Raw genomic sequence first — 21,114 nt, forward strand, 5'->3', positions numbered from 1 at the left:
CGGCTGTGGACAACGGCCGGGCGCGGACTCTCCCGTGCGGCACGGTGCGCGCGGCCCCTCCGTCGGCTTGCGCCGCGGGCCGGGGAGTCGCACGGTCCGGGGATTGGAACCGCTTGAGCCTGCGCGAGATAGTTTATATGTGAACGATCTCGACCCGGGATGCGAGACGCGAGGGAGGGGACGGATGGAGTTGCCGGAACGCGAGGCGATGGACTTCGACGTGGTCGTCGTCGGGGCGGGCCCGGCCGGGCTCGCGACGGCGATCCACCTGAAGCAGCTCGCCGCCGAGGCCGGCACCGAGGTGTCGGTGGTGGTGGTGGAGAAGGGCGGCGAGGTTGGCGCGCACATCCTGTCGGGCGCGGTGATCGACCCGGTCGGCCTCGACCGCCTGCTGCCGGAATGGCGCCAGGACCCCGACCGTCCCCTGAAGACCGAGGTGGTCAAGGACGAGTTCATGTTCCTCGGCCCGGCGGGCGGCCTCTCTCTGCCGAACGTCGCCTTCCCGCGCCTGATGTCGAATCACGGCAATTTCGTCGGCTCGCTCTCGAACGTGAGCAAGTATCTCGGCCGCAAGGCGGAGGAGCTCGGCGTCGAGATCTACCCGGGCTTCCCGGCCGCCGAGGTGCTCATCGACGCGGCCGGCGCCGTGGTGGGCGTCGCCACCGGCGACCTCGGCATCGCCAGGGACGGGAAGCCGCGCGACGACTTCACCCGCGGCATGGAACTGCGCGCCCGCTACACGGTCTTCGCCGAGGGCGCCCGCGGCTCGCTCACCAAGCGGGTCATCGACCGCTACAAGCTCAACCAGCATTCCGACCACCAGAAGTACGGGCTCGGCGTCAAGGAGCTGTGGCAGGTCAAGCCGGAGAAGTTCCGCCCCGGCCTCGTCCAGCACACGATGGGCTGGCCGCTGCCCAACAAGGCCGGTGGCGGCTCCTGGCTCTACCACTTCGACGATCACCTCGTGTCCGTGGGCTTCGTCACGCACCTGAACTACGAGAACCCGACCCTGTCGCCGTTCGAGGAGTTCCAGCGCTTCAAGACCCACCCGATGATCCGCGAGGTCTTCGAGGGTGCCAAGCGCATCGGCTACGGCGCCCGCGCGATCATGGAGGGCGGCTGGCAATCGGTGCCGAAGCTGGTCTTCCCGGGCGGCTGCCTGGTCGGCGACTCGGCGGGATTCGTGAACGTGCCGCGCATCAAGGGCTCGCACAACGCGATCCTGTCCGGGATCCTGGCGGCCAAGGCGCTCCACGCCGCCGTGGCCGCCGACCGGCGCCAGGACGAGATCACCGACTACGACACCGGCTGGCGCGACAGCGAGATCGGCTACGACCTCAAGCGGGTGCGCAACGTCAAGCCGCTGTGGTCGCGATACGGCACGCTGGTCGGCGTCGGGCTCGGCGGCCTCGACATGTGGCTGAACGAACTCGCCGGGCTCTCCCTGTTCGGCACCCTCAAGCACGGCAAGCCGGATTACGCCTGCACCAAGCCGCTCAAGGACGTCACGCCGATCAAGTACCCGAAGCCGGACGGCGTCCTCACCTTCGACCGGCTCTCCTCGGTCTACCTGTCGAACACCAACCACGAGGAGGATCAGCCGGTCCACCTCCAGGTGAAGGACATGGGGCTGCAGAAGACTTCGGAGCACGACGTCTTCGGCGGCCCGTCCGCCCGCTACTGTCCGGCCGGCGTCTACGAGTGGATCGAGGAGGGCGGCGCGCCGCGCTACCAGATCAACGCGCAGAACTGCGTCCACTGCAAGACCTGCGATATCAAGGACCCGAACCAGAACATCAACTGGGTGACCCCGGAGGGTCCCGGCGGGCCGAACTACGTGAACATGTAGCCGGCACTGCGACCCTCCCCCTCTGCGGGGGAGGGAATCACGGCGGGCGCGACTCCTCTTAAGAAAACCACCGCTTGCGCTTGGCTCATTTCGTGCTTGAACTCTGAGGTGAAGTCACGGGATGCGCCGCGCCGTCGGCGAGAGGGAGGGCCTCCGATGCGATCCTCACGCCTGACCACGTTCATCTTCATCGGGATGCTGCTCGGCATCGCGGTCGGCTACGCCTGCAGCATCGCCTGGCCGGATCCCCAGACGTCGAAGGAGATCGCGGGCTACATCTCGCTCATCAGCGACATCTTCCTGCGGCTGATCAAGATGATCATCGCGCCCCTGGTCTTCTCGACGCTGGTGGTCGGCATCGCCCACATGGGCGACACGGCCGCGGTGGGGCGGGTCGGCGGCAAGGCGCTGCTGTGGTTCGTGGGCGCCTCGCTGTGCTCGCTGCTGCTCGGGCTCGTGATGGTCAACCTGCTGCGGCCGGGCGACGCCCTCAACCTGCCCCTGCCGGATGTCGGCGCCGCCACCAACCTCAAGGCCGCCTCGCTGTCGCTGAAGGAGTTCGTCACCCACCTCGTGCCCAAGAGCGCCGTCGAGGCGATGGCGAACAACGAGATCCTGCAGATCGTGGTGTTCTCGGTGTTCTTCGGGGTGGCGCTGGCCGCGCTGGGCGAGAAGGGACACGCGCTGGCGGAGGGCATCGAGGGGCTGGCCGACGTGATGCTGAAGATCACCGGCTACGTGATGATGTTCGCGCCGGTCGCGGTCTTCGCGGCGATCGCCGCCACCATCACCACCCAGGGGCTCGGCGTCCTCATCACCTACGGCAAGTTCATGGTCGAGTTCTACTTCAGCCTCGCGGTGCTGTGGGGGCTCCTGGTGCTGGCCGGCTTCGCCCTCGTCGGCGGGGGCGGCATCCGGCGCCTCCTCGACCTGATCAAGGAGCCCTTCGTGCTCGCCTTCTCGACCGCGTCGAGCGAGGCGGCCTACCCGAAGACCCTCTCGAACCTCGAACGCTTCGGGGTGCCGAACCGCATCACCAGCTTCGTGCTGCCGATGGGCTACTCGTTCAACCTCGACGGCTCGATGATGTACTGCACCTTCGCGGTGATGTTCATCGCCCAGGCCTACAACATCCCGCTGACGCTCAGCCAGCAGCTGACCATGCTGCTCCTGCTGATGGTGACCTCGAAGGGCATGGCGGGCGTGCCCCGCGCCTCGCTGGTGGTGATCTCCGCGACCCTCTCGACCTTCCACATCCCGGAGGCGGGCCTGCTGCTGATCATCGGCATCGACCAGTTCCTCGACATGGGGCGCTCGGCGACGAACGTGCTCGGCAACAGCGTCGCCACGGTGGCGGTGGCCAAGTGGGAGGGGCAGCTCACCCTGACCGATCACCGCCTCGACCGCGACGTCAGCCCGCTGCCCGAACCGGCGGAGTAGCGATGCGCGCCCTCTCCGTCGCGCTCGCCGCCCTTCTCGCCGCCGCACCCGCCCGCGCCGTCGAGGTGCTGACGGGCACGCTCCAGAAGGCGGCGGCGAGCGGCGCGGTGGTCGTCGGCTACCGGACCGCCTCGATTCCCTTCTCGTACCTGGAGGAGGGGAGGGCGGATCACCCGGTCGGCTACGCCATCGACCTCTGCCAGGAGATCGTCGACGACATCGGCAAGGCGATCGGCCGCGAGGACCTCGCGCTGCGCTACGCGCCGGTGACCTCGGAGAACCGCATCCCGGCCCTGGTCGACGGCACGATCGATCTCGAATGCGGCTCGACGACCGCCAATGCCGAGCGGCGGCGCAGCGTCGCCTTCTCCCCGGTGACCTTCGTGAGCGCGACGAAGCTGCTGGTGCCGCGCGGCTCCACCATCGCCTCCTACCGGGATCTCGGCGGCAAGCGCGTGGTGGTCACGGCCGGGACCACCAACGAGGGGGCGGTGCGGGCGCTCCTGGCGCGCCTGAAGCTCGAGGCGCAGATCCTGACCGGGCGCGACCACGCGGAATCCTTCGCGATGGTCCGGGACGGCCGCGCCGATGCCTTCGCCCTCGACGACGTTCTGCTCTACGGGCTGATCGCGCGCGCCGGCGAGGCGGGCCAGGGCTTCACCGTCCTGCCCGACAAGCTCTCCTTCGAGCCCTACGGGATCATGTTCCGCAAGGACGACCCGGCCCTCGCCGCCGTGGTCGCCGGCACCTTCGCGCGCCTCGCCGAGAGCCGGGAGTTGCGCTGGATGTACGAGAAGTGGTTCCTCAAGCGGCTGCCGGGCGGGGCGCGGCTCAACGTTCCGATGTCCGACGAATTGCGGACGAGCTTCCAGGTGCTCGGCCTGGACGAGTGAGGCACAGGCGTGGGGTGTCGCGCGACGCGTGACCTTCCGCAGGGGGTATGGCTGATCGAGGAGACCGGAGGTCTCTCGTCGTGCGCTTTCGTCTTTGAAAAGCGCTACGTTGGTAGAAAGTTGTGCCATTCCAGCTCGCGCGGGATCCCCTCTCCCGCACGGGCTAGCGTGTTCACACTTCGCCTCCCGGCATCAAAAAAGCGCTTCTTTCGCAGTTGCTTGAACGGAACCCAGGAGACCCGCGGGATCCCCTCTCCCGTGCGGGAGAGGGGTAGGGGTGAGGGTCCCGGACCGTGCCGTCATCAAGCGGCGACTGTCGTGCTGGCGGCGGGACACTTCAGTCTTCTTGCTGAACCACCTGGACCCTCACCCCTGCCCCTCTCCCGCACGGGAGAGGGGTTCCCCGCGCCACATCCGGGAACCATCGTGTGTCGACGCAAGTATCTGCCCTGTTTTTATTTTTCGCGCTCTGTGAATCCGCAAGCCCGTGCGGGAGAGGGGCAGGGGATCGGAGATCCCGCGTGAGGGTCCAGGTGGTTCAGCAAGTATTCTGACGTGTCCTGCTGCCAGCACGACAGTCTAAGCTTGATGACGGCACGGTCCGGGACCCTCACCCCTACCCCTCTCCCGCACGGGAGAGGGGATCCCGCGGGTCTCCTCAGTTCCGTTCAAGTAACTGTGAAAGAAGAGCTTTTTCATGCAGATAGGCGAAGTGTGAACACGCTAGCCCGCACGGGAGAGGGGTTCCCCGCGCCACACCCGGGAACCGTCGTGTGTCGTCTCATGTGTCGACGTAAGTATCTTCCATATCTGTATTTTTTGCGTTCTGTGAATCGGCTAACCCACTTGGGAGAGGGGAGAAGCCCCTCTTATTTTCCACGGACATTCCTGCCCAGAGCGGGAGCGCTTCGCGCGTCGCTCGCCAATTTAAGAAAAGCTTATGATCAAACGCGCTCCGCCGCCGCTGCCTCGCTCATCCGAAGCTGAGACCCAGTCGATCTCTGTACAGAGACTCGATTGCGTGCCAGACCATCGAGGCCGGGGCCGCTCTCGGCACAGTCTTCGACTTCCTCCGCCGAGCCTTTATCGCCGGCGGAGCGTTTTCACGATGATATAGGACCTGGAACAGCCGAACTATCCCGGCTTGTCCTGCGACAGCCAGGCGAGCGCCTCCGCCCCGGTGAGCGGCGTCGGGTCCCAGCGGGCCGGATGCTCGACGGCCTCGCGCAGCAGGCGCTTGTAGACCTGGCGCGGCACCTCGGTGGCGCCGAACTGGGCGAGGTGGCTGGTCACGAACTGCGCGTCAAGGAGGCGGTAGCCGTCGCGGCGCAGCCGCGCGGCGAGGTGGACCAGGGCGATCTTGGAGGCGTCGCGGGCGAAGTGGAACATGCTCTCGCCGAAGAAGGCGCCGCCCAGCGACACGCCGTAGAGCCCGCCGATCAGCGCGCGCGGCTCGCCCCCGTAGACCTCGACCGTGTGGCAGTAGCCGAGGTCGTACAATTCGCCGTAGAGGGCGCGGATGCGGCCGTTGATCCAGGTGCGGGCGCTCTCGCGGCGCGGCGCGGCGCAGCCGGCGATCACCGCGTCGAAGTCCCGGTCCACCGCCACCTCGTAGGCGTCCGAGCGCAGGGTCCGGGCGAGCCGGCTCGCCACGTGGAAGCGGTCGAGGGGCAGGATGCCCCGCTCCCGCGGCTCGACCCAGTAGATCGCCGGGTCGTCGGCATCCTCCGCCATCGGGAAGATGCCGGCCGCGTAGGCCTTGAGCAGGATCTCAGGCGTGATCTCGACGAAGACGCTGCCGTGCATCGAGGGCTTCCGGTCGAGAGAGGTCCGCATTCTCCACGGGGCGGGCGGCCCTTGCAAACGGCTCCGGCGTCAGCCGGCTTCGAGACCCCCGGTCCGCAGGAACTCCTCCAGCCAGTGGATGTCGTAGAGGCCGTTCTGGATGTCGGGGTTGCGCACCAGGGTGCGGAAGAGCGGCAGCGTGGTGTCGACCCCGTCGACCACGAACTCGTCCAGCGCCCGGCGCAGGCGCATCAGGCACTCGGTCCGGGTGCGGCCGTGCACGATCAGCTTGCCCAGCAGGCTGTCGTAGTGCGGCGGGATCCTGTAGCCCTGGAAGGCCGCCGAATCGACCCGCACGCCGAGGCCCCCCGGCGGATGGAAGTAGGTGATGGTGCCCGGCGAGGGCCGGAAGGTCGCCGGGTGCTCGGCGTTGATGCGGCACTCGATGGCGTGGCCCTCGACCCGCACGTCCTCCTGGCGCACAGACAGGGGGGCGCCCGCCGCCACCCGGATCTGCTCGTTCACGAGGTCGATCCCGGTGATCATCTCCGTGACCGGGTGCTCCACCTGGATGCGGGTGTTCATCTCGATGAAGTAGAACTGCCCGTCCTCGTACAGGAACTCGATCGTGCCGGCGCCCGTGTAGCCGAGTTCCTGCATGGCCCGGGCGCAGATGCCGCCGATGCGCTCGCGCATCTCGGTGTTGAGCGCCGGGGAGGGACCCTCCTCCCAGACCTTCTGGTGGCGGCGCTGCAGCGAGCAGTCGCGCTCGGCGAGGTGGATCGCCCCACCGCGCCCGTCGCCCAGCACCTGCACCTCGATGTGGCGCGGCTTGGAGAGGTACTTCTCGATGTAGACCGCGTCGTCGCCGAAGGCGGCCTTCGCCTCGGTGCGCGCGGTGGCCAGCGCCGTCTCCAACTCGTCCTCGGAGCGCGCGACCTTCATGCCGCGGCCGCCGCCGCCGGAAGCGGCCTTGATCAGCACCGGGTAGCCGATCTCGGCCGCGACCCGCCGCGCCTCGTCCGGGTCGGTGACGCCGCCGTCGGAGCCGGGCACGCAGGGGATGCCGAGCCGCGTCGCCGTGCGCTTGGCCTCGATCTTGTCCCCCATCACCCGGATGTGCTCGGCCTTGGGCCCGATGAAGGCGATGCCGTGATGGCCGAGCACCTCGGCGAAGCGCGCGTTCTCCGACAGGAAGCCGTAGCCCGGATGCACCGCGTCCGCCCCGGTGATCTCGCAGGCCGCGATGATCGACGGGATGTTGAGGTAGCTGTCGCGGGCGGGCGGCGGGCCGATGCAGACGCTCTCGTCGGCGAGCCGCACGTGCATGGCGTCGGCGTCGGCCGTGGAGTGGACCGCCACGGTGGCGATGCCGAGTTCCTTGGCGGCCCGCAGCACGCGCAGCGCGATCTCGCCCCGGTTCGCGATCAGGATCTTGTCGAACATCGCTCCGCCGCTACTCGATCACCAGGAGGGGCTCGCCGAACTCCACCGGCTGGCCGTCCTCGATGAAGATCGCCGTGACGGTGCCGGCGCGGGGCGCCACGATGTCGTTGAAGGTCTTCATGGCCTCCACGAGGAGGAGCCGCGCGCCGCTCTCGACCCGCGCGCCCACCTCCACGAAGGGCTTGGCCTCCGGAGACGGGCGCCGGTAGGCGGTGCCGACCATCGGCGAGAGCACCGCGCCCGGATGGGCCGCCAGCGCCCGGGCGTCGGCCTCGGCGCTCGGGACGGTGGTGGGCACGGCCGCCGCCGGGAGGGGGGGCGCCGCCACCGGCGGGGCGACCGGCACCTGGAACGTGGCCGCCATGCGCTCGCGGGCGACGCGGATGCGCAGGTCGCCCTTCTCGACCTCGATCTCGGTCAGGTCGGTCTCGGCGATCAGGGTCGCGAGCTGGCGCACCAGATCGGGATCGAAGGGCTCTTGCTTGGACATGCTCGGGCAATCGACTCTGTGGCGAGGGAGCCCGCGGGATGTAGGGCACCGCGACGCTCGGCGCCGGTCTTGGCCGGCGCCGGAGCGCGCTCTTACCCGATCGGCCGGGGCTGGGATAGACCGGAGGACGGCCTCCGCCTCAGCAGGTGGCGTGGCCGCACTGGCGCACGCCCGCGATCGTCTTGCGGATCGGGTCCGCGCCGACCGCGCCCGGGATCACCTCGTCCCCGATGATGAAGGCGGGCGTACCCGACAGGCCGAGCTTGTCGCCGAGCCCGACATTCTCCTGCAGCACCGCCTGCACGTCGGGGGCCTGCATGTCCTTCTGCAGGCGGGCGATGTCGGCGCCCATCTCCTTGGCCACCTGGATCGCCCGCTCGCCGTTCACGCGGCCGCGGGTCTCCAAGAGCTTGGTGTGGTACTCGAACAGCTTGTCGCCCTTGAGCTGCTGGCGCACCGCGAGCGCGACCTTGCTGGCCTCGACCGAGTCCGGGCCGAGCACGGGGAAGTCCTTCAGCACGACCTTGAGCTTCGGATCGCTCTTGAGGATGGCCTGGACGTCGCCGAGCGCCCGCTTGCAGTAGCCGCAATTGTAATCGAAGAACTCGACCAGCGTGACGTCGCCGTTCGGGTTGCCGGCGACGTAGCTCGTCGCGGCGTTGTGCAGGACGTCCCGGGTCTCCTTGAGGGCGCTGGCCTGGGCCTGGCGCTGGGCCTCCTGCTGGCGCTTCTCCAGCTCGGCCATCGCCTCCTGCAGCACCTCGGGGTTCTTGAGCAGGTAATCCCGGATCACGCCCTCGATGGCTTGGCGCTGCGCGTCGGTCATCGGCGCCTCGGCCCGGGTCGGGGCGGCGGCGAGCGCGAGGCCCCCCGTGAGGGCGAGCGCGGGCAGGAGGCGGGAAAGGGGCAGCATCATCGTCCTCGTGGGCGTCTAGGGCGGACGGCGGGCGTCGCGCGGACGCAGCGATAGTCGCGTGGTTAGGCGGTTTCGCGGCGTGCGGCAAATCACGGTTGTGGGGGCGTTGCGGAGGGGAGGGGAAAGGGCCTAACTGGCCGGACCCATCGATCGCGCTGGCGGCGACCGGCCCCCGCCGACGCCGTCTCCGTCCAGGCGCGGGAACCCCTCTCCCGTGCGGGAGAGGGGCAGGGGTGAGGGTCCAGGTGGTTCAGCAGGACACCTGAACCGGTCCGCTGCCAGCACCACCGTGGTGGACGCTTGGTGCAGGGTTCGGGGCCCTCACCCCTACCCCTCTCCCGCACGGGAGAGGGGATCCCGCGTCGGACGGGCGACCGTCGAGGCCTCACCGCTCTCCGGACACCGCTCATGCCCACCGACCCGCTTCTCTCCCGCCGTGCCGCGCGCGTTGCCCCGTTCCTCGCCATGGACGTGCTCGCCGCCGCCGCCGTGAAGGAGCGGCGCGGGGACAGCGTCGTGCACATGGAGGTGGGCCAGCCCGCCGCGCCCGCGCCCCGCTCCGCGATCGCGGCGGCGCAGGCCGCCCTGGCGACGGGCCGGATCCCCTACACGGAGGCGCTCGGGATCGCCCCCTTGCGCGAGCGCATCGCCCGCCACTACGCCGAGGCCTACGGGATCGCCGTGCCCCCTGAGCGGATCGTCGTGACCACGGGCTCCTCGGCCGGGTTCGTGCTCGCCTTCCTGGCCCTGTTCGACGCGGGCGCACGGGTGGCCATCGCCGAGCCGGGCTACCCGGCCTATCGCAGCATCCTGCAGGCCCTCGACCTCGAACCGGTGCCGCTGCGCCTGCGGGCGGAGGACGGCTTCGTGCCCACGGCCGCCCTGCTGCGGGCGGCCCAGGCCGAGCGCCCGCTCGCCGGCCTCCTGACCATGAGCCCGGCGAACCCCTCGGGAACGATGATCGACCCGGTGGCGCTCGGCGAACTCGGCCGCGCCTGCCGGGCGCTCGGCCTCGCCTTCGTGTCGGATGAGATCTACCACGGCCTCACCTACGGGGTGCCGGCCGCCACGGCGCTCGCGAGCGATCCGGAGGCGGTGATCATCAACTCCTTCTCGAAGTACTACTGCATGACCGGCTGGCGGATCGGCTGGATGGTGGTGTCCGAGGCCCTGGTGCGGCCGATCGAGCGGCTGGCGCAGAACCTCTACATCTCGGCGCCCTACCTGTCGCAGGTGGCGGCGCTCGCCGCCTTCGACGCGACCGAGGAGCTGGAGGCGGTCAAGGCCGACTACGCTCGGGCCCGCGCGCTGCTCCTCAACGCATTGCCGGGGCTCGGCCTCGGCGACGTGCATCCGGCCGACGGCGCCTTCTACCTCTACGCGGACGTGGCCCGGCTCACCAATGATGCGAGCACCTTCTGCCGCCGGATGCTCGACGAGGCCGGCGTCGCGGCGACGCCCGGCCTCGACTTCGATCCGGCCGAAGGCCACCACCACCTGCGCTTCTCCTTCGCGGGGGGCGAGAAGGAGGCGCACGAGGCGGTGCGGCGGCTGAAGGGGTGGCTGGGCTGAGCCTCACGCGCTCGCGAGGGCGAGGCGCAGGCCGAAGCCGATCAGCAGGGCGCCGAACAGGCCGCGCCGCAGGCGCTCCCATCCCGGTGAGCGGCCCAGGCAGCGGCCGAGCGCGGCGCCGCCCAGGGCGTAGAGCCCGTCGAAGACGAGCCCGACGCCGACCAGGATCGTCCCCAGCAGGAGGAAGCCGCCACCCCTCTGCTCCGGCCGCGCGAAATGCGGCAGCAGCACCGAGCAGAACAGCAGGGCCTTGGGATTGGTGATGTTGGTGAGGAGGCCGCGCCGGACCGCCCCCCACCACGAGACGGGCGACGGCGCGTCGCCCGAGGACGGGACCGGCTCCGCGCGCAGCACGCCGATGCCGAGCCAGACGAGGTAGGCGGCGCCGACGACCCGCAACGCCGCGAAGAGGCCGGGCGAGGCCGCGAGCAGGGCCGCGAGGCCGAGCCCGGCCAGGGCCACGTGGGCGGCGCGGGCGAGGGCGAGACCAATCGCGATCGCCATCGCCGGTCCGCGGCCCTGCGCGATCCCGGTCTGCAGCACCAGCGCCATGTCGGGCCCCGGCATCAGGTAGGCGACGGCGAGCGCCCCGACGAAGATCCACGGTTCCGTCATGTCGCGACCTCCCGGGTGTGATGGCCGGGAGATTAGGACGCGAGGGTGGGGCAGGTCCGTGCGTTCTGCGCTAGGATGACGGGACTCCTTGGCAGATCCTGCCACATCTCCGCCCCAGGCAGCGCAATCATGCCACAACCGACGCTCGACGCCATCGACCGGCGCGTCCTCGCGGCCCTGCAGCGGGAGGCCCGGCTGACCAATGTGCAACTGGCCGACGAGGTCGGCCTCTCGCCGTCCCCGTGCCTGCGCCGGCTGCGTCGCCTGGAGCGGGACGGCGTGATCGCGGGTTACGCCGCGCGGCTCGACCGCGCGGGCATCGGGCTCGGGCTGACGGTTTTCGTGGAGGTGCGGGTGGGGCGTCACCACGAGGAGGCGACGGCGGCGATCCGGGAGGCGGTGGCGACCGTGCCGGCGATCGTCTCCTGCCACCTCGTTTCGGGGCAGGCGGATTTCCTGCTCCAGGTCGTCGTGCCGGACTTGGCCGCCTACGAGCGCCTGCTCCTCGACACGCTGCTCAGGCTGCCGGGCGTCAGCGACGTGCGCAGCAACTTCGCGATCCAGACCGTGAAAGCGGAGGGACCGCTGCCCCTCGGCCACCTGCCGGGGGCGGGCCGCGCGTAACCGCCGCCAATCAGACCCACGCCCCCCGCGCGTCCTCCGCCGCCTGCCGGATCGCCGCGATGTTGGCCGCGTAGGCGTCGCGCCCGCCCCGGAAGGTGGCCGAGCCCGCCACCAGCGCGTTGGCGCCCGCCCGCACCACGGCGGGCGCGGTCTCGGCCGTGACGCCGCCGTCGACCTCGATGTCGATCGCCCGGCCGCCGATCATGGCGCGCACGCGCGCCACCGTCTCGCAGACCGAGCCGATGAAGCTCTGGCCGCCGAAGCCGGGATTGACCGTCATGCACAGCACGAGGTCAGCCATGTCGAGCAGGGGCTCCACCAGCGCGGCCGGCGAGCCCGGGTTGATCGCGATCCCGGCCCGCTTGCCGAGCGCCCGGATGGTCTGGAGGGAGCGGTGGATGTGCGGCCCGGCCTCGGCATGGACCGTGATCGTGTCGGCCCCCGCCTTCGCGAAGGCGTCGAGGTACGGATCGGCCGGGGCGATCATCAGGTGGACGTCGAACGGCGCGGTGGTGTGCGGGCGCAGGGCCTTCACCACGTCCGGGCCGATCGTGATGTTGGGCACGAAGTGGCCGTCCATCACGTCGACGTGGATCCAGTCCGCGCCGGCCGCGACCACGTCGCGGACCTCCTCGCCGAGCCGCGCGAAATCGGCCGAGAGGATCGAGGGGGCGATGACGAGAGGACGGGTCATGGCATGTGCCTCACACAACGGCGAAAGGCCAGGATCGGAGGATCCCGGCCCGGCCGGCCGCGACGGTGGAGGAGGTGGGACGGCTCAGCGCCGGCGGAACTGGCTGCCGCCGCGCATCGGCGGGCGGGGACCGGAGCGCTCGTCCTTGTGGCGGAACACCAGGCGGCCCTTCTCCAGGTCGTAGGGCGACATCTCGACGGTGACGCGGTCGCCGGCCAGAGTCTTGATGCGGTTCTTCTTCATCTTGCCGGCCGTGTAGGCCACGATCTCGTGACCCTGGTCGAGCTGCACGCGGTAGCGCGCGTCCGGCAGGATCTCCAGAACGAGACCCTCGAACTGCATCAACTCTTCTTTCGCCATCCACACTCTCCGCCCAGGTGCCGTCGCGGGCGGCGTCCCAGGATACCTGTCTGTCGAATCCAGCGCGAGCGGTCGAGGCTGAGGGAGCACGGCGGGAGGCCCGGGGGCTTGGCGGCCGTCGAACGCGAGAGTGCATGTAAGGGCGCCCGGCAGGGCGCGCAAGCCGTGCCGGTGACGAAGTCCACCGTTCGTCATCGCGGGAGAACCCGGCGCCCTTTCGGACGCCGGGCCCCGATCGAGGGCGTGTCGAGACGACGCCTTACTGCGTCAGCTCGTTGCCGGTGTAGTCGATGCGGCCGTCGGCGGCCTTCTTCCAGACGTACATCACGTAGTCGGGACGCGTGATGTCGCCCTTCTTGTCGTAGGAGATGTCGCCGATCACGGTCTTGAACGGCTTGCCGGCGTGCATCACCTCGGCGACCTTCTTGCCGTCGGTCGACTTGGCCTGCTCCATCGCCTCCTTGAGGATCTGCACGGCGGCGTAGGAGTACAGCGTGTAGGCCTCGGGGTCGATGTTCTTGGCCTTGAACTCGGCGACCGCGTCCTTGGCGTTGGGGTTCTTGCGGGCGTCGGGCGCGAAGGTCATCAGGGTGCCGTCGGCGCCGGGACCGGCGATCTGGGCGAACTCCTTGTCGGTGATGCCGTCGCCGCTCATCAGGGGCACGTTCAGGCCCTGGTCGTGCATCTGGCGCACGATCAGGCCTGCCTCCGGGTGCAGGCCGCCGTAATAGACCACGTCGGTCTTGGCCTGCTTCAGCTTCGAGACCAGGGCCGAGTAGTCCTTCTCGCCCGGGTTGATGCCCTCGAACAGCACGTCCTTGGCGCCCTTGGCCTTCAGGGCCTTGAGCGTCTCGTCGGCGAGGCCGCGGCCGTACGGGGTCTTGTCGTGCACGAAGGCGATGTTCTTGCCCTTGAAGTGGCTGGCGAGGTAGGCGCCGGCCACCGCGCCCTGCTGGTCGTCGCGGCCGCAGGTGCGGAACGTGTTCCAGAGCTTGCGCTCGGTGAACTTCGGGTTGGTCGAGGCCGGGGTGATCTGGACGATGCCGGATTCCGCGTAGACCTCGGAGGCCGGGATCGAGACGCCGGAGTTGAAGTGGCCGACCACGGCCTTCACACCCTCGGCCGAGAACTTGTTGGCGACGGAGACGCCCTGCTTGGGATCCGAGGCGTCGTCACCCTCCACCAGCACGACCTTCTGGCCCAGGATGCCGCCGGCCTTGTTGATGTCCTCGACCGCCTGCGTGGCGCCGTTCTTGAGCTGGGCGCCGAAGGCGGCGTTGGCGCCGGTCAGCGGGCCCACGACGCCGATCTTGATCTGCGCCTGCGCCGCGCCGGCGAAGGTCAGGCCGGCCGCCAGGACAAGGCCGGGCAACAGCGTGCGTTTCATCGTGTCTCTCCTCTGGATCAGACGTGACCGCGTGTTGGGCCCTTCGGCCATCGTACCGGGGACGCTCCCCCCGGAACCCGTGGAACTGGTGACGCCCTCACGCCTCGGCGCGCGGCCGCTCGCGCCAGGTCAGCGGACCCGTGCGCTCGTAGAGCCAGCGATACTGCGTGGTCATCTGCCGCGCGCGGGTGGCGCGGTAGCCGGCCGAGCCGAGGACGAGCAGCACGAGCGTGTCGATGGCGTAGAACTGGGGCGTCACCAGGGTGCCCCCGAACAGGGCGAAGTGGATGAAGCGCACCGCGGCCCCGAGCAGGAGCAGGCCCAGCACCGCCTGCCAGTAGGGCCGCCAGCCGAGCGCGATGCCGCGGGCGAGCATCCAGGCGGCCCAGCCGCCCATCACCACCGTGACGAGGAGGAAGACCGCCGCGTTCTCCTCGTAGAGGATGCCCTGCATCAGTGCCGCCCCCCTTCGAGATAGGCCGCCTTGACGGACGGGTCGTTGAGGAGGTCGCGGCCGGTCCCGCTCATCGTGATGGTGCCTGTGACCATGACGTAGCCGCGATGGGCGAGCTTGAGCGCGTGATAGGCGTTCTGCTCGACCAGGAACACCGTCATGCCGTCGCGCTCGTTCAGCTCCTTGATGACGGAGAAGATCTGCTTGACGATGAGCGGGGCGAGGCCGAGCGAGGGCTCGTCGAGGAGCAGCAGCCGCGGCCGGCTCATCAGGGCGCGGGCGATGGCCAGCATCTGCTGCTCGCCCCCCGACATGGTGCCGCCGCGCTGGTGCAGGCGCTCCTTGAGCCGCGGGAACAGCCCGCAGACCCGCTCCAGGTCCTGCGCGAAATGCGCGCCGCCGTTCACGGCGGCCCCCATCTGCAGGTTCTCGTAAACGGTCATGCGCGGGAAGATCCTGCGCCCCTCGGGCGATTGCGCGAGGTTGAGGCGGGCGATCTCGTGCGTGGGCATCTTGGTGATGTCCCGGCCCGCATAGGTGATGGTGCCCTCGCGCGCCCGCGGGCTGCCGAAGATCGTCATCATCAGGGTGGACTTGCCCGCCCCGTTCGCCCCGATCAGCGTGACGATCTCGCCCTCGTTGACGTCGAGGTCGACGCCCTTCAGGGCGATGATGTTGCCGTAATAGGTCTTCACCCCGCGCACTGTGAGGAGCGGCGGACGGGTGGCGGCGGCGCGGCCGGAGACGTCGTCCACGCGCAGGAGGGGGCCGGCGGTCACGGAGCGCTCCTCGTGGCGGCGATGCCGGCGCCGATCAGCAGGCTGCCACCGACGCGGTTGAACAGGCGCACCCGCTCCGCCCGGCCGAACAGCCCCCGCGCCCGGGCGGCGAGGACCGCGTAGCCGAGGGCGTTGAGGAAGGCGAGCGTCACGAAGGTGGCCTCGAAGCTGGCCATCTGGATCAAGAGGTCCCCTCGCGGATCGAGGAACTGGGGCAGGAAGGCGATGAAGAAGGTCAGGCTCTTGGGGTTGAGCGCCGTGACGAGCCAGGCATGGGCCGCCATGCGCAGGGCCGGCGCCCGCGTCCGCGGCGGGGCTGCGAGGCTGCCGCCGGCCCGCCACAGCTTCACGCCGAGCCAGACCAGGTAGGCGGCGCCCGCCCATTTCAGCGCCGTGAACAGGGCCGCGGAGGTCGCCAGCAAGGCGCCGAGCCCGAGCATCGAGAGCGTCATGGCGGTGAAGTCGCCGAGCGCCACTCCGATCGCGGCGGGAAAAGCGGCGCGCAGGCCGCCGCCGAGCGCGTAGGACACGACGAGCAGGATCGTCGGACCGGGGATCACCAGCAGGATCGCGGAGGCGCCCGCGAAGGCCGCGAGGGTCGCGAGCGTCATACGCCCACCTCCGCCTCGACCTTCTCCACCTCCTCGTCCTCGACGCCCAGATAGGCGGCGATGACGCTCTGGTCGCTCTGCACCTCGGCCGGCGTGCCGTCCGCGATCTTGGTGCCGTAATCGAGCACCACCACGTGGTCGGAGATCTCCATCACCACCGACATGTCGTGCTCGATGAGGAGCACCGACGTGTCGAAATCGTCCCGGATCGCCCGCAGCAGGTCGTTGAGTTCGAGGGATTCGCGCGGGTTGAGGCCGGCGGCCGGCTCGTCGAGGCAGAGCAGCACCGGATCCGTGCACATGGCCCGCGCGATCTCGAGCCGGCGCTGGTCGCCGTAGGGCAGGTCGCCCGCCGGGTCGTCCGCCCGGTGGATCAGGTTGATGCGGGTCAGCCACTCCACGGCCTTGGCGACCGCGGCTGCCTGCGCGGTCCGGTAGACCGGCAGCCCGATCAGGCCCGCGATGGAGAAGCCGGAAGCGTGCATCAGCCGGTTGTGCTGGGCAACGAGCAGGTTCTCCAGCACCGTCATGCCGGTGAAGAGGCGGATGTTCTGGAAGGTGCGGGCGACCCGCGCCCGCCGGTTCACCGCGAAGCCGGGCAGGCGCTCCAGCAGGTAGGACGACCCGTCCCGGTGCCGAAGGGTCATCATGCCCTCCGTCGGCTTGTAGAACCCGGTGATGCAGTTGAAGACCGTGGTCTTGCCGGCGCCGTTCGGACCGATCAGCCCGGTGATGTCGCCGCGCCCGACCGCGAAGGAGAGGTCGTTGACCGCGACGAGGCCGCCGAATCGCATGGTCAGGTGCTCGACGGTGAGCACCGGGTCGGCGAGGCGGGGGGAGGCGAGGGAGGCCATCAGCCGTGTCCCTCCTTCACGAGGGAGCCTGAGATGGCCTTTCGCTCCTTGAGCACGATGGAGGGCGAGCGCTCCGAGATCAGGCCGCGCGGACGCCAGATCATCATCAGCACCATGGCGAGTCCGAACAGCAGCAGCCGGTACTCGTTCGGGTCGAAGCCCTCGCCGAACACCGCCTTGAGGAAGCCGAGGTTGCGCAGCAATTCGGGCCCGCCGACCATGGCCAGCGCCGCGATGGCGACGCCGATCTGCGAGCCCATCCCGCCCAGCACCACGATGGCGAGGATGATCGCGCTCTCCAGGAAGTTGAAGCTCTCCGGGCTGACGAAGCCCTGGCGCACCGCGAAGAACGAGCCCGCGAAGCCCCCGAACATCGCGCCGAGCGCGAAGGCGGTGAGCTTGGTGTTGGTGGTGTTGATGCCGAGCGAGCGGCAGGCGATCTCGTCCTCGCGCAGCGCCTCCCAGGCTCGGCCGAGGGGCAGCCGGCGCATGCGCAGGGTGACGCCATTGGTGATCAGCGCCAGCGCCAGGATCAGGTAGTAGAGGAAGATCACCCGGTGCATCGGGCTGAAGGTGAGCCCGAGCTTGGCCGCGAACCCGTCCTCGTCGGCGGTGAAGGGGAGGCCGAAGAAGGTCACCCGCGGGATCGACGAGATGCCGGCCGAACCGCCCGAGAAGTCCGACCAGTTGATCAGGACGAGGCGGATAATCTCGCCGAAGGCGAGCGTCACGATGGCGAGGTAGTCGCCGCGCAGGCGCAGGACCGGGAAGCCGAGCAGCATGCCCCAGCAGGCGGCGAACAGCCCGGCCAGCGGCAGGCAGATCCAGAAGGAGAGGTCGAAGGTGGTCGAGAGCAGCGCGTAGGTGTAGGCGCCGACCGCGTAGAAGGCGACGTAGCCGAGGTCGAGCAGGCCCGCGAGCCCCACCACGATGTTCAGGCCCCAGCCCAGCATCACGTAGGTGAGGACCAGGATGCCGAGATCGATCCAGTAGCGCGACTCGGTCAGGCCGCCGGTGCCGAGCACGCAGATCAGCGGGAAGGCGAGCGTCGCGCCGAGGAAGACCGGCAGCGCGAGCCCGGAGAGGCGCTGGCCGGCGTTGGGTGTCGCCGCCACGGCCTCGGTGGCCTGGCGCGGCGCCGGGGTTAGCGCCCGGCGGGCGTCGCGGTTGGCCAGAACGAGCCGCTGCGCGACGCGCCCGACGAAGACGAGGCCGCAGAGGATCGCCACCAGGCCCCAGCGGGGCCTGAGGAAGAGGCCGCCGCTCTCGCCGCCGAGATCCGTGCGGTAGGCGACGATCGGCACGCAGAGGCCGAAGGTCACGAGGGCGAAGAGCGCGGCGTCCTTGACGATCGCCGCCACGTCGGCGCCCGTGCGGGCGGCGGGAGCGGGGGCCGCGATGGCGTTGGCGGGGGCGCTCATCAGACCTTCTCGACCTCGGGCCGGCCCAGGATGCCGGAGGGCATGAAGATAAGCACGATGGCGAGGATCGAGAAAGCCGCCACGTCCTTGTACTCGATGGAGAAATACGCCGACCAGAAGGTCTCGATGAGCCCGATGATGAGCCCGCCCAGAACCGCCCCCGGCAGGCTGCCGATGCCGCCCAGCACCGCCGCCGTGAAGGCCTTCACGCCGGGCACGAACCCGTCCGAGAAGGACAGGACGCCGTAGTAGAGGAGGTACATGGTGCCGGCGACCGCGGCCAGCGCCGCGCCCAGCACGAAGGTGAGCGAGATGGTGCGGTCGACGTCGATGCCGAGCAGCGCCGCCATCTTGCGGTCCTGCTCGCAGGCGCGCTGGGCGCGGCCGAGCGGCGTGTGCTGCACGAGGTACCAGAAGCCGACGAGCAAGACCGCCGTCACCAGCATGATGATGATCTGCTTGTAGGAGAGCGCGACCGCGTAACCATTCTCGCCGGTCCACAGCACGATCACGTCGCGCAGCATTGGCGGAGTCGGCTTGTTGCGGGCACCCTGCACCACCTGCACGAAGTTCGACAGGAAGATCGAGACACCGATCGCCGAGATCAGCGGCGCGAGGCGGAAGGAGCCCCGCAGGGGCCGGTAGGCGACCCGCTCGATTGACCAGCCCCACAGGGCGGTGAGGGCCATGGCGATGACCATCACCAGGATCAGCGCCACCACGACCGAGCCGATGCCGAGCACGGTGGTCAGGATCATGAAGGCGATCAGCGCGATGAAGGCCGAGAGCATGAACACGTCGCCGTGGGCGAAGTTGATCATGCCGATGATGCCGAACACCATCGTGTAGCCGATGGCGATGAGGCCGTAGATCGACCCGAGCGTCAGCCCGTTGATGAGCTGTTGCGCGAAGACCTCCATGCGGATGCACTCTCCCTGTCGGGCTCATGCAACCTGTCGTTGCGGCCCTGCCCCTGTGGTCCGCCCCCGTTTTTCGGGTGACGGACAGCTCCCTGCGCAAGCCTTAGCAAGGGCCGCACCACTCCACAATCGGGGGGGTCGGAGGCGGCTGGCTTGGCCGGCCGCGCTTCGCTATCGTCCGGAGCAACCGGAGTTTCGGGGGAAGCGCGCGATGGCGATGACGATGAACGGCGAGGTCGTGCTGCCCGCCGACCAGCAGACCGTCTGGGAGAAGCTCAACGATCCCGAGGTGCTGCGGCGCTGCATCCCGGGCTGCGAGAGCCTGGAGAAGGTTGGGGACAACGAGCTGCAGGCTTCCGCAAAGGTCGCGGTCGGCCCGGTGAAGGCGACGTTCAAGGGCAAGGTGACGCTCACCGACATCGACCCGCCGAACGGCTACCGGATCTCCGGCGAGGGCCAGGGGGGCGTGGCGGGATTCGCCAAGGGCGGCGCCGCGGTGCGCCTGGAGACGGTCGAGGGCGGCCAGACCCGGATGACCTACGACGTCGATGCCAGCGTCGGCGGCAAGCTCGCGCAGCTCGGCGGCCGCCTGATCAACGGCGTGGCGAAGAAATACGCGGACGGATTCTTCGAGACCTTCGCCAAGGAGGTGCAGGGCGGGACGCCTTCGGCGTGAGGGCCGCGCAGCCTATGTTCTTGGTGGGCGGCGCGCCCGAGCGGAGGTGTGATGGCCGAGATCGAGCATCTGGTCGTGACGCTGCCGGCCGACGTGGCCGCGGTGGTGCAGGATGCGGTCCGAAGCGGAGCCTACGCGTCGGCCGGTGAGGTCGTGCGCGCCGCGCTTCATGACTGGACGACCCGCAGCCGTGGGCTCGATTCCGAACAGTCGCTGAGGGCCGATATCGAACAGGGCCTGGCCGATATCGCGGCCGGGCGCGTTCACGCCTTCGATCTCGATGACATCATCGCGAATGGGAGGGGCATGTCGAACGATCGGCGACCGGCTAAGCGTACCGATCGAAACTCTCCGATGTCGCCTGTCTAACGAGAATGCCGCGGGATCCCTTCTCCCGTGCGGGAGAAGGGTAGGGATGAGGGTCCAGGTGGTTCCGCAAGTGCCCTGAACCATCCCGCTGCCAGCACCATCGTTCAGCCCGATTGCGGCATGGTCCGGGACCCTCACCCCTACCCCTCTCCCGCACGGGAGAGGGGATCCTGCGGTGCGCCGTTCGAACGAGACATCTTGGACCGTGGCAGCTTTCCATGAGTGTGAGGGCTGCCGCACCGCACACCCCCAAACCGCCCCTTTTGGCACCCGAAAGTCTCCCAACGCCCTCCTTGACCGGCCGCCGCGGCCGGTTGACACTCGTTTTCGAACGATTCTGAATTCGCGGGTGGCCGGCCCGGAGGTCCCGTGCGAAGGACCCGGAACAGGGTCCGGCGGGCGCGGCCCAGAGGAGGAAATCAGCATGAGCTCCGTCAGCCTGACGGTGAACGGCAAGGCCGTGACCGCCGCCATCGAGCCGCGCACGCTGCTCGTCCAGTTCCTTCGGGAGACCCTGCGCCTCACCGGCACCCATGTCGGCTGCGACACCAGCCAGTGCGGCGCCTGCGTGGTGCATCTCGACGGGCAGGCGGTGAAGGCCTGCACGCTGCTCGCCGTCCAGGCGGACGGGCGGCAGGTCACCACCATCGAGGGCCTGGCCGATTCGGGCGCCCTCCACCCGATGCAGGCGGCCTTCCGCGAGCATCACGGCCTGCAATGCGGCTACTGCACGCCCGGGATGATCATGACCGCCGTCGACCTCGTGCGCCGCAAGGGCCACGCCCTCGACGAGGCCACGATCCGGCACGAGCTCGAAGGCAATCTCTGCCGCTGCACCGGCTACCACAACATCGTGAAGGCGATCGCGGCGGGCGCCGCCGCCATGGGCGGCGAGCCGCCCCTGCAGCAGGCGGCCGAGTAGCGGCCGCGCCGCTCCACCGGCCCGGAAGAGGCGAGGG

Annotated in this window: 22 protein-coding genes; 8 read left to right on the forward strand and 14 right to left on the reverse strand. The window is 69.6% G+C overall.

Annotation, left to right across the window (positions count from 1 at the left end; all coding sequences use genetic code 11):
- Positions 1 to 184: 184 nt before the first annotated feature.
- The 3 genes from ACW9J6_RS26985 (at position 185) to ACW9J6_RS26995 (ending at position 4,182) form a co-directional block, all read left to right on the forward strand.
- Positions 185 to 1,849: a 4Fe-4S dicluster domain-containing protein gene (locus ACW9J6_RS26985; protein WP_457119429.1), complete on the forward strand. Its 1,665-nt coding sequence runs from the start codon at positions 185 to 187 to the stop codon at positions 1,847 to 1,849.
- Between the two features lie 156 nt (positions 1,850 to 2,005).
- Entirely contained in the window at positions 2,006 to 3,289 is a 1,284-nt protein-coding gene (locus ACW9J6_RS26990) for a dicarboxylate/amino acid:cation symporter (protein WP_457119430.1), read from the forward strand.
- 2 nt (positions 3,290 to 3,291) lie between these two features.
- A complete protein-coding gene (locus ACW9J6_RS26995) occupies positions 3,292 to 4,182 on the forward strand; it encodes an amino acid ABC transporter substrate-binding protein (RefSeq protein WP_457119431.1) in 891 nt (296 codons plus the stop codon).
- Positions 4,183 to 5,316: 1,134 nt separating this feature from the next.
- Here ACW9J6_RS26995 and aat read toward each other — a convergent pair.
- The 4 genes from aat to ACW9J6_RS27015 form a co-directional block, all read right to left on the reverse strand.
- Complete coding sequence (gene aat, locus ACW9J6_RS27000) at positions 5,317 to 5,988, reverse strand: leucyl/phenylalanyl-tRNA--protein transferase (RefSeq protein ID WP_457119432.1); 672 nt, start codon at positions 5,986 to 5,988, stop codon at positions 5,317 to 5,319.
- A 69-nt stretch (positions 5,989 to 6,057) separates the two neighbouring features.
- Positions 6,058 to 7,413 carry an acetyl-CoA carboxylase biotin carboxylase subunit gene (accC, locus tag ACW9J6_RS27005; protein ID WP_457119433.1) on the reverse strand — a complete coding sequence of 452 codons (1,356 nt, stop codon included), beginning with the start codon at positions 7,411 to 7,413 and terminating at the stop codon, positions 6,058 to 6,060.
- Between the two features lie 10 nt (positions 7,414 to 7,423).
- Complete coding sequence (gene accB, locus ACW9J6_RS27010; protein ID WP_457119434.1) at positions 7,424 to 7,903, reverse strand: acetyl-CoA carboxylase biotin carboxyl carrier protein; 480 nt, start codon at positions 7,901 to 7,903, stop codon at positions 7,424 to 7,426.
- Positions 7,904 to 8,042: 139 nt separating this feature from the next.
- Complete coding sequence (locus ACW9J6_RS27015; RefSeq protein ID WP_457119435.1) at positions 8,043 to 8,816, reverse strand: DsbA family protein; 774 nt, start codon at positions 8,814 to 8,816, stop codon at positions 8,043 to 8,045.
- A 411-nt stretch (positions 8,817 to 9,227) separates the two neighbouring features.
- Between ACW9J6_RS27015 and ACW9J6_RS27020 the strand changes: the two genes are divergently transcribed.
- A complete protein-coding gene (locus ACW9J6_RS27020) occupies positions 9,228 to 10,391 on the forward strand; it encodes a pyridoxal phosphate-dependent aminotransferase (RefSeq protein ID WP_457119436.1) in 1,164 nt (387 codons plus the stop codon).
- Between the two features lie 3 nt (positions 10,392 to 10,394).
- Here ACW9J6_RS27020 and ACW9J6_RS27025 read toward each other — a convergent pair whose 3' ends face one another.
- Complete coding sequence (locus ACW9J6_RS27025; RefSeq protein ID WP_457119437.1) at positions 10,395 to 11,006, reverse strand: LysE family translocator; 612 nt, start codon at positions 11,004 to 11,006, stop codon at positions 10,395 to 10,397.
- Between the two features lie 129 nt (positions 11,007 to 11,135).
- Between ACW9J6_RS27025 and ACW9J6_RS27030 the strand changes: the two genes are divergently transcribed.
- Positions 11,136 to 11,630 (forward strand): Lrp/AsnC family transcriptional regulator, encoded by a 495-nt coding sequence (locus ACW9J6_RS27030; RefSeq protein WP_457119438.1) that lies wholly within the window; start codon positions 11,136 to 11,138, stop codon positions 11,628 to 11,630.
- 10 nt (positions 11,631 to 11,640) lie between these two features.
- On the opposite strand, the gene rpe is transcribed toward ACW9J6_RS27030, so the two are convergent.
- The 9 genes from rpe to ACW9J6_RS27075 all read right to left on the reverse strand — a co-directional run bounded on the left by rpe (position 11,641) and on the right by ACW9J6_RS27075 (position 19,110).
- The gene (rpe, locus tag ACW9J6_RS27035) at positions 11,641 to 12,324 is read right to left on the reverse strand and encodes a ribulose-phosphate 3-epimerase (RefSeq protein ID WP_457119439.1); all 684 of its coding nucleotides are present in this window, start codon (positions 12,322 to 12,324) and stop codon (positions 11,641 to 11,643) included.
- 84 nt (positions 12,325 to 12,408) lie between these two features.
- Positions 12,409 to 12,684 carry a translation initiation factor IF-1 gene (infA, locus tag ACW9J6_RS27040; RefSeq protein ID WP_457119440.1) on the reverse strand — a complete coding sequence of 92 codons (276 nt, stop codon included), beginning with the start codon at positions 12,682 to 12,684 and terminating at the stop codon, positions 12,409 to 12,411.
- A 259-nt stretch (positions 12,685 to 12,943) separates the two neighbouring features.
- On the reverse strand, positions 12,944 to 14,071 hold the full coding sequence (locus ACW9J6_RS27045; RefSeq protein WP_457119441.1) for an ABC transporter substrate-binding protein: 1,128 nt from the start codon (positions 14,069 to 14,071) through the stop codon (positions 12,944 to 12,946).
- Positions 14,072 to 14,168: 97 nt separating this feature from the next.
- Positions 14,169 to 14,525 carry a DUF6867 family protein gene (locus tag ACW9J6_RS27050; RefSeq protein ID WP_457119442.1) on the reverse strand — a complete coding sequence of 119 codons (357 nt, stop codon included), beginning with the start codon at positions 14,523 to 14,525 and terminating at the stop codon, positions 14,169 to 14,171.
- A complete protein-coding gene (locus ACW9J6_RS27055) occupies positions 14,525 to 15,304 on the reverse strand; it encodes an ABC transporter ATP-binding protein (protein WP_457119443.1) in 780 nt (259 codons plus the stop codon). Before ACW9J6_RS27055 ends, ACW9J6_RS27050 begins: the two co-directional genes overlap by 1 nt.
- The gene (locus ACW9J6_RS27060) at positions 15,301 to 15,915 is read right to left on the reverse strand and encodes a LysE family translocator (RefSeq protein ID WP_457119444.1); all 615 of its coding nucleotides are present in this window, start codon (positions 15,913 to 15,915) and stop codon (positions 15,301 to 15,303) included. Before ACW9J6_RS27060 ends, ACW9J6_RS27055 begins: the two co-directional genes overlap by 4 nt.
- Positions 15,912 to 16,769 (reverse strand): ABC transporter ATP-binding protein, encoded by an 858-nt coding sequence (locus tag ACW9J6_RS27065; protein WP_457119445.1) that lies wholly within the window; start codon positions 16,767 to 16,769, stop codon positions 15,912 to 15,914. The genes ACW9J6_RS27060 and ACW9J6_RS27065 overlap by 4 nt, the downstream gene beginning before the upstream one ends.
- On the reverse strand, positions 16,769 to 18,190 hold the full coding sequence (gene livM / locus ACW9J6_RS27070) for a high-affinity branched-chain amino acid ABC transporter permease LivM (protein ID WP_457119446.1): 1,422 nt from the start codon (positions 18,188 to 18,190) through the stop codon (positions 16,769 to 16,771). Before livM ends, ACW9J6_RS27065 begins: the two co-directional genes overlap by 1 nt.
- Positions 18,190 to 19,110 (reverse strand): branched-chain amino acid ABC transporter permease, encoded by a 921-nt coding sequence (locus ACW9J6_RS27075; RefSeq protein ID WP_457119447.1) that lies wholly within the window; start codon positions 19,108 to 19,110, stop codon positions 18,190 to 18,192. Before ACW9J6_RS27075 ends, livM begins: the two co-directional genes overlap by 1 nt.
- Before the next feature lie 211 nt (positions 19,111 to 19,321).
- Between ACW9J6_RS27075 and ACW9J6_RS27080 the strand changes: the two genes are divergently transcribed.
- The 3 genes from ACW9J6_RS27080 (at position 19,322) to ACW9J6_RS27090 (ending at position 21,077) form a co-directional block, all read left to right on the forward strand.
- Positions 19,322 to 19,786 (forward strand): CoxG family protein, encoded by a 465-nt coding sequence (locus ACW9J6_RS27080; protein WP_457119448.1) that lies wholly within the window; start codon positions 19,322 to 19,324, stop codon positions 19,784 to 19,786.
- A 51-nt stretch (positions 19,787 to 19,837) separates the two neighbouring features.
- Positions 19,838 to 20,155: a ribbon-helix-helix domain-containing protein gene (locus tag ACW9J6_RS27085; protein WP_457119449.1), complete on the forward strand. Its 318-nt coding sequence runs from the start codon at positions 19,838 to 19,840 to the stop codon at positions 20,153 to 20,155.
- A gap of 424 nt (positions 20,156 to 20,579) precedes the next feature.
- Complete coding sequence (locus ACW9J6_RS27090; RefSeq protein ID WP_457119450.1) at positions 20,580 to 21,077, forward strand: (2Fe-2S)-binding protein; 498 nt, start codon at positions 20,580 to 20,582, stop codon at positions 21,075 to 21,077.
- Positions 21,078 to 21,114: the final 37 nt, after the last annotated feature.

The organism is Methylobacterium sp. JK268, assembly GCF_054052225.1.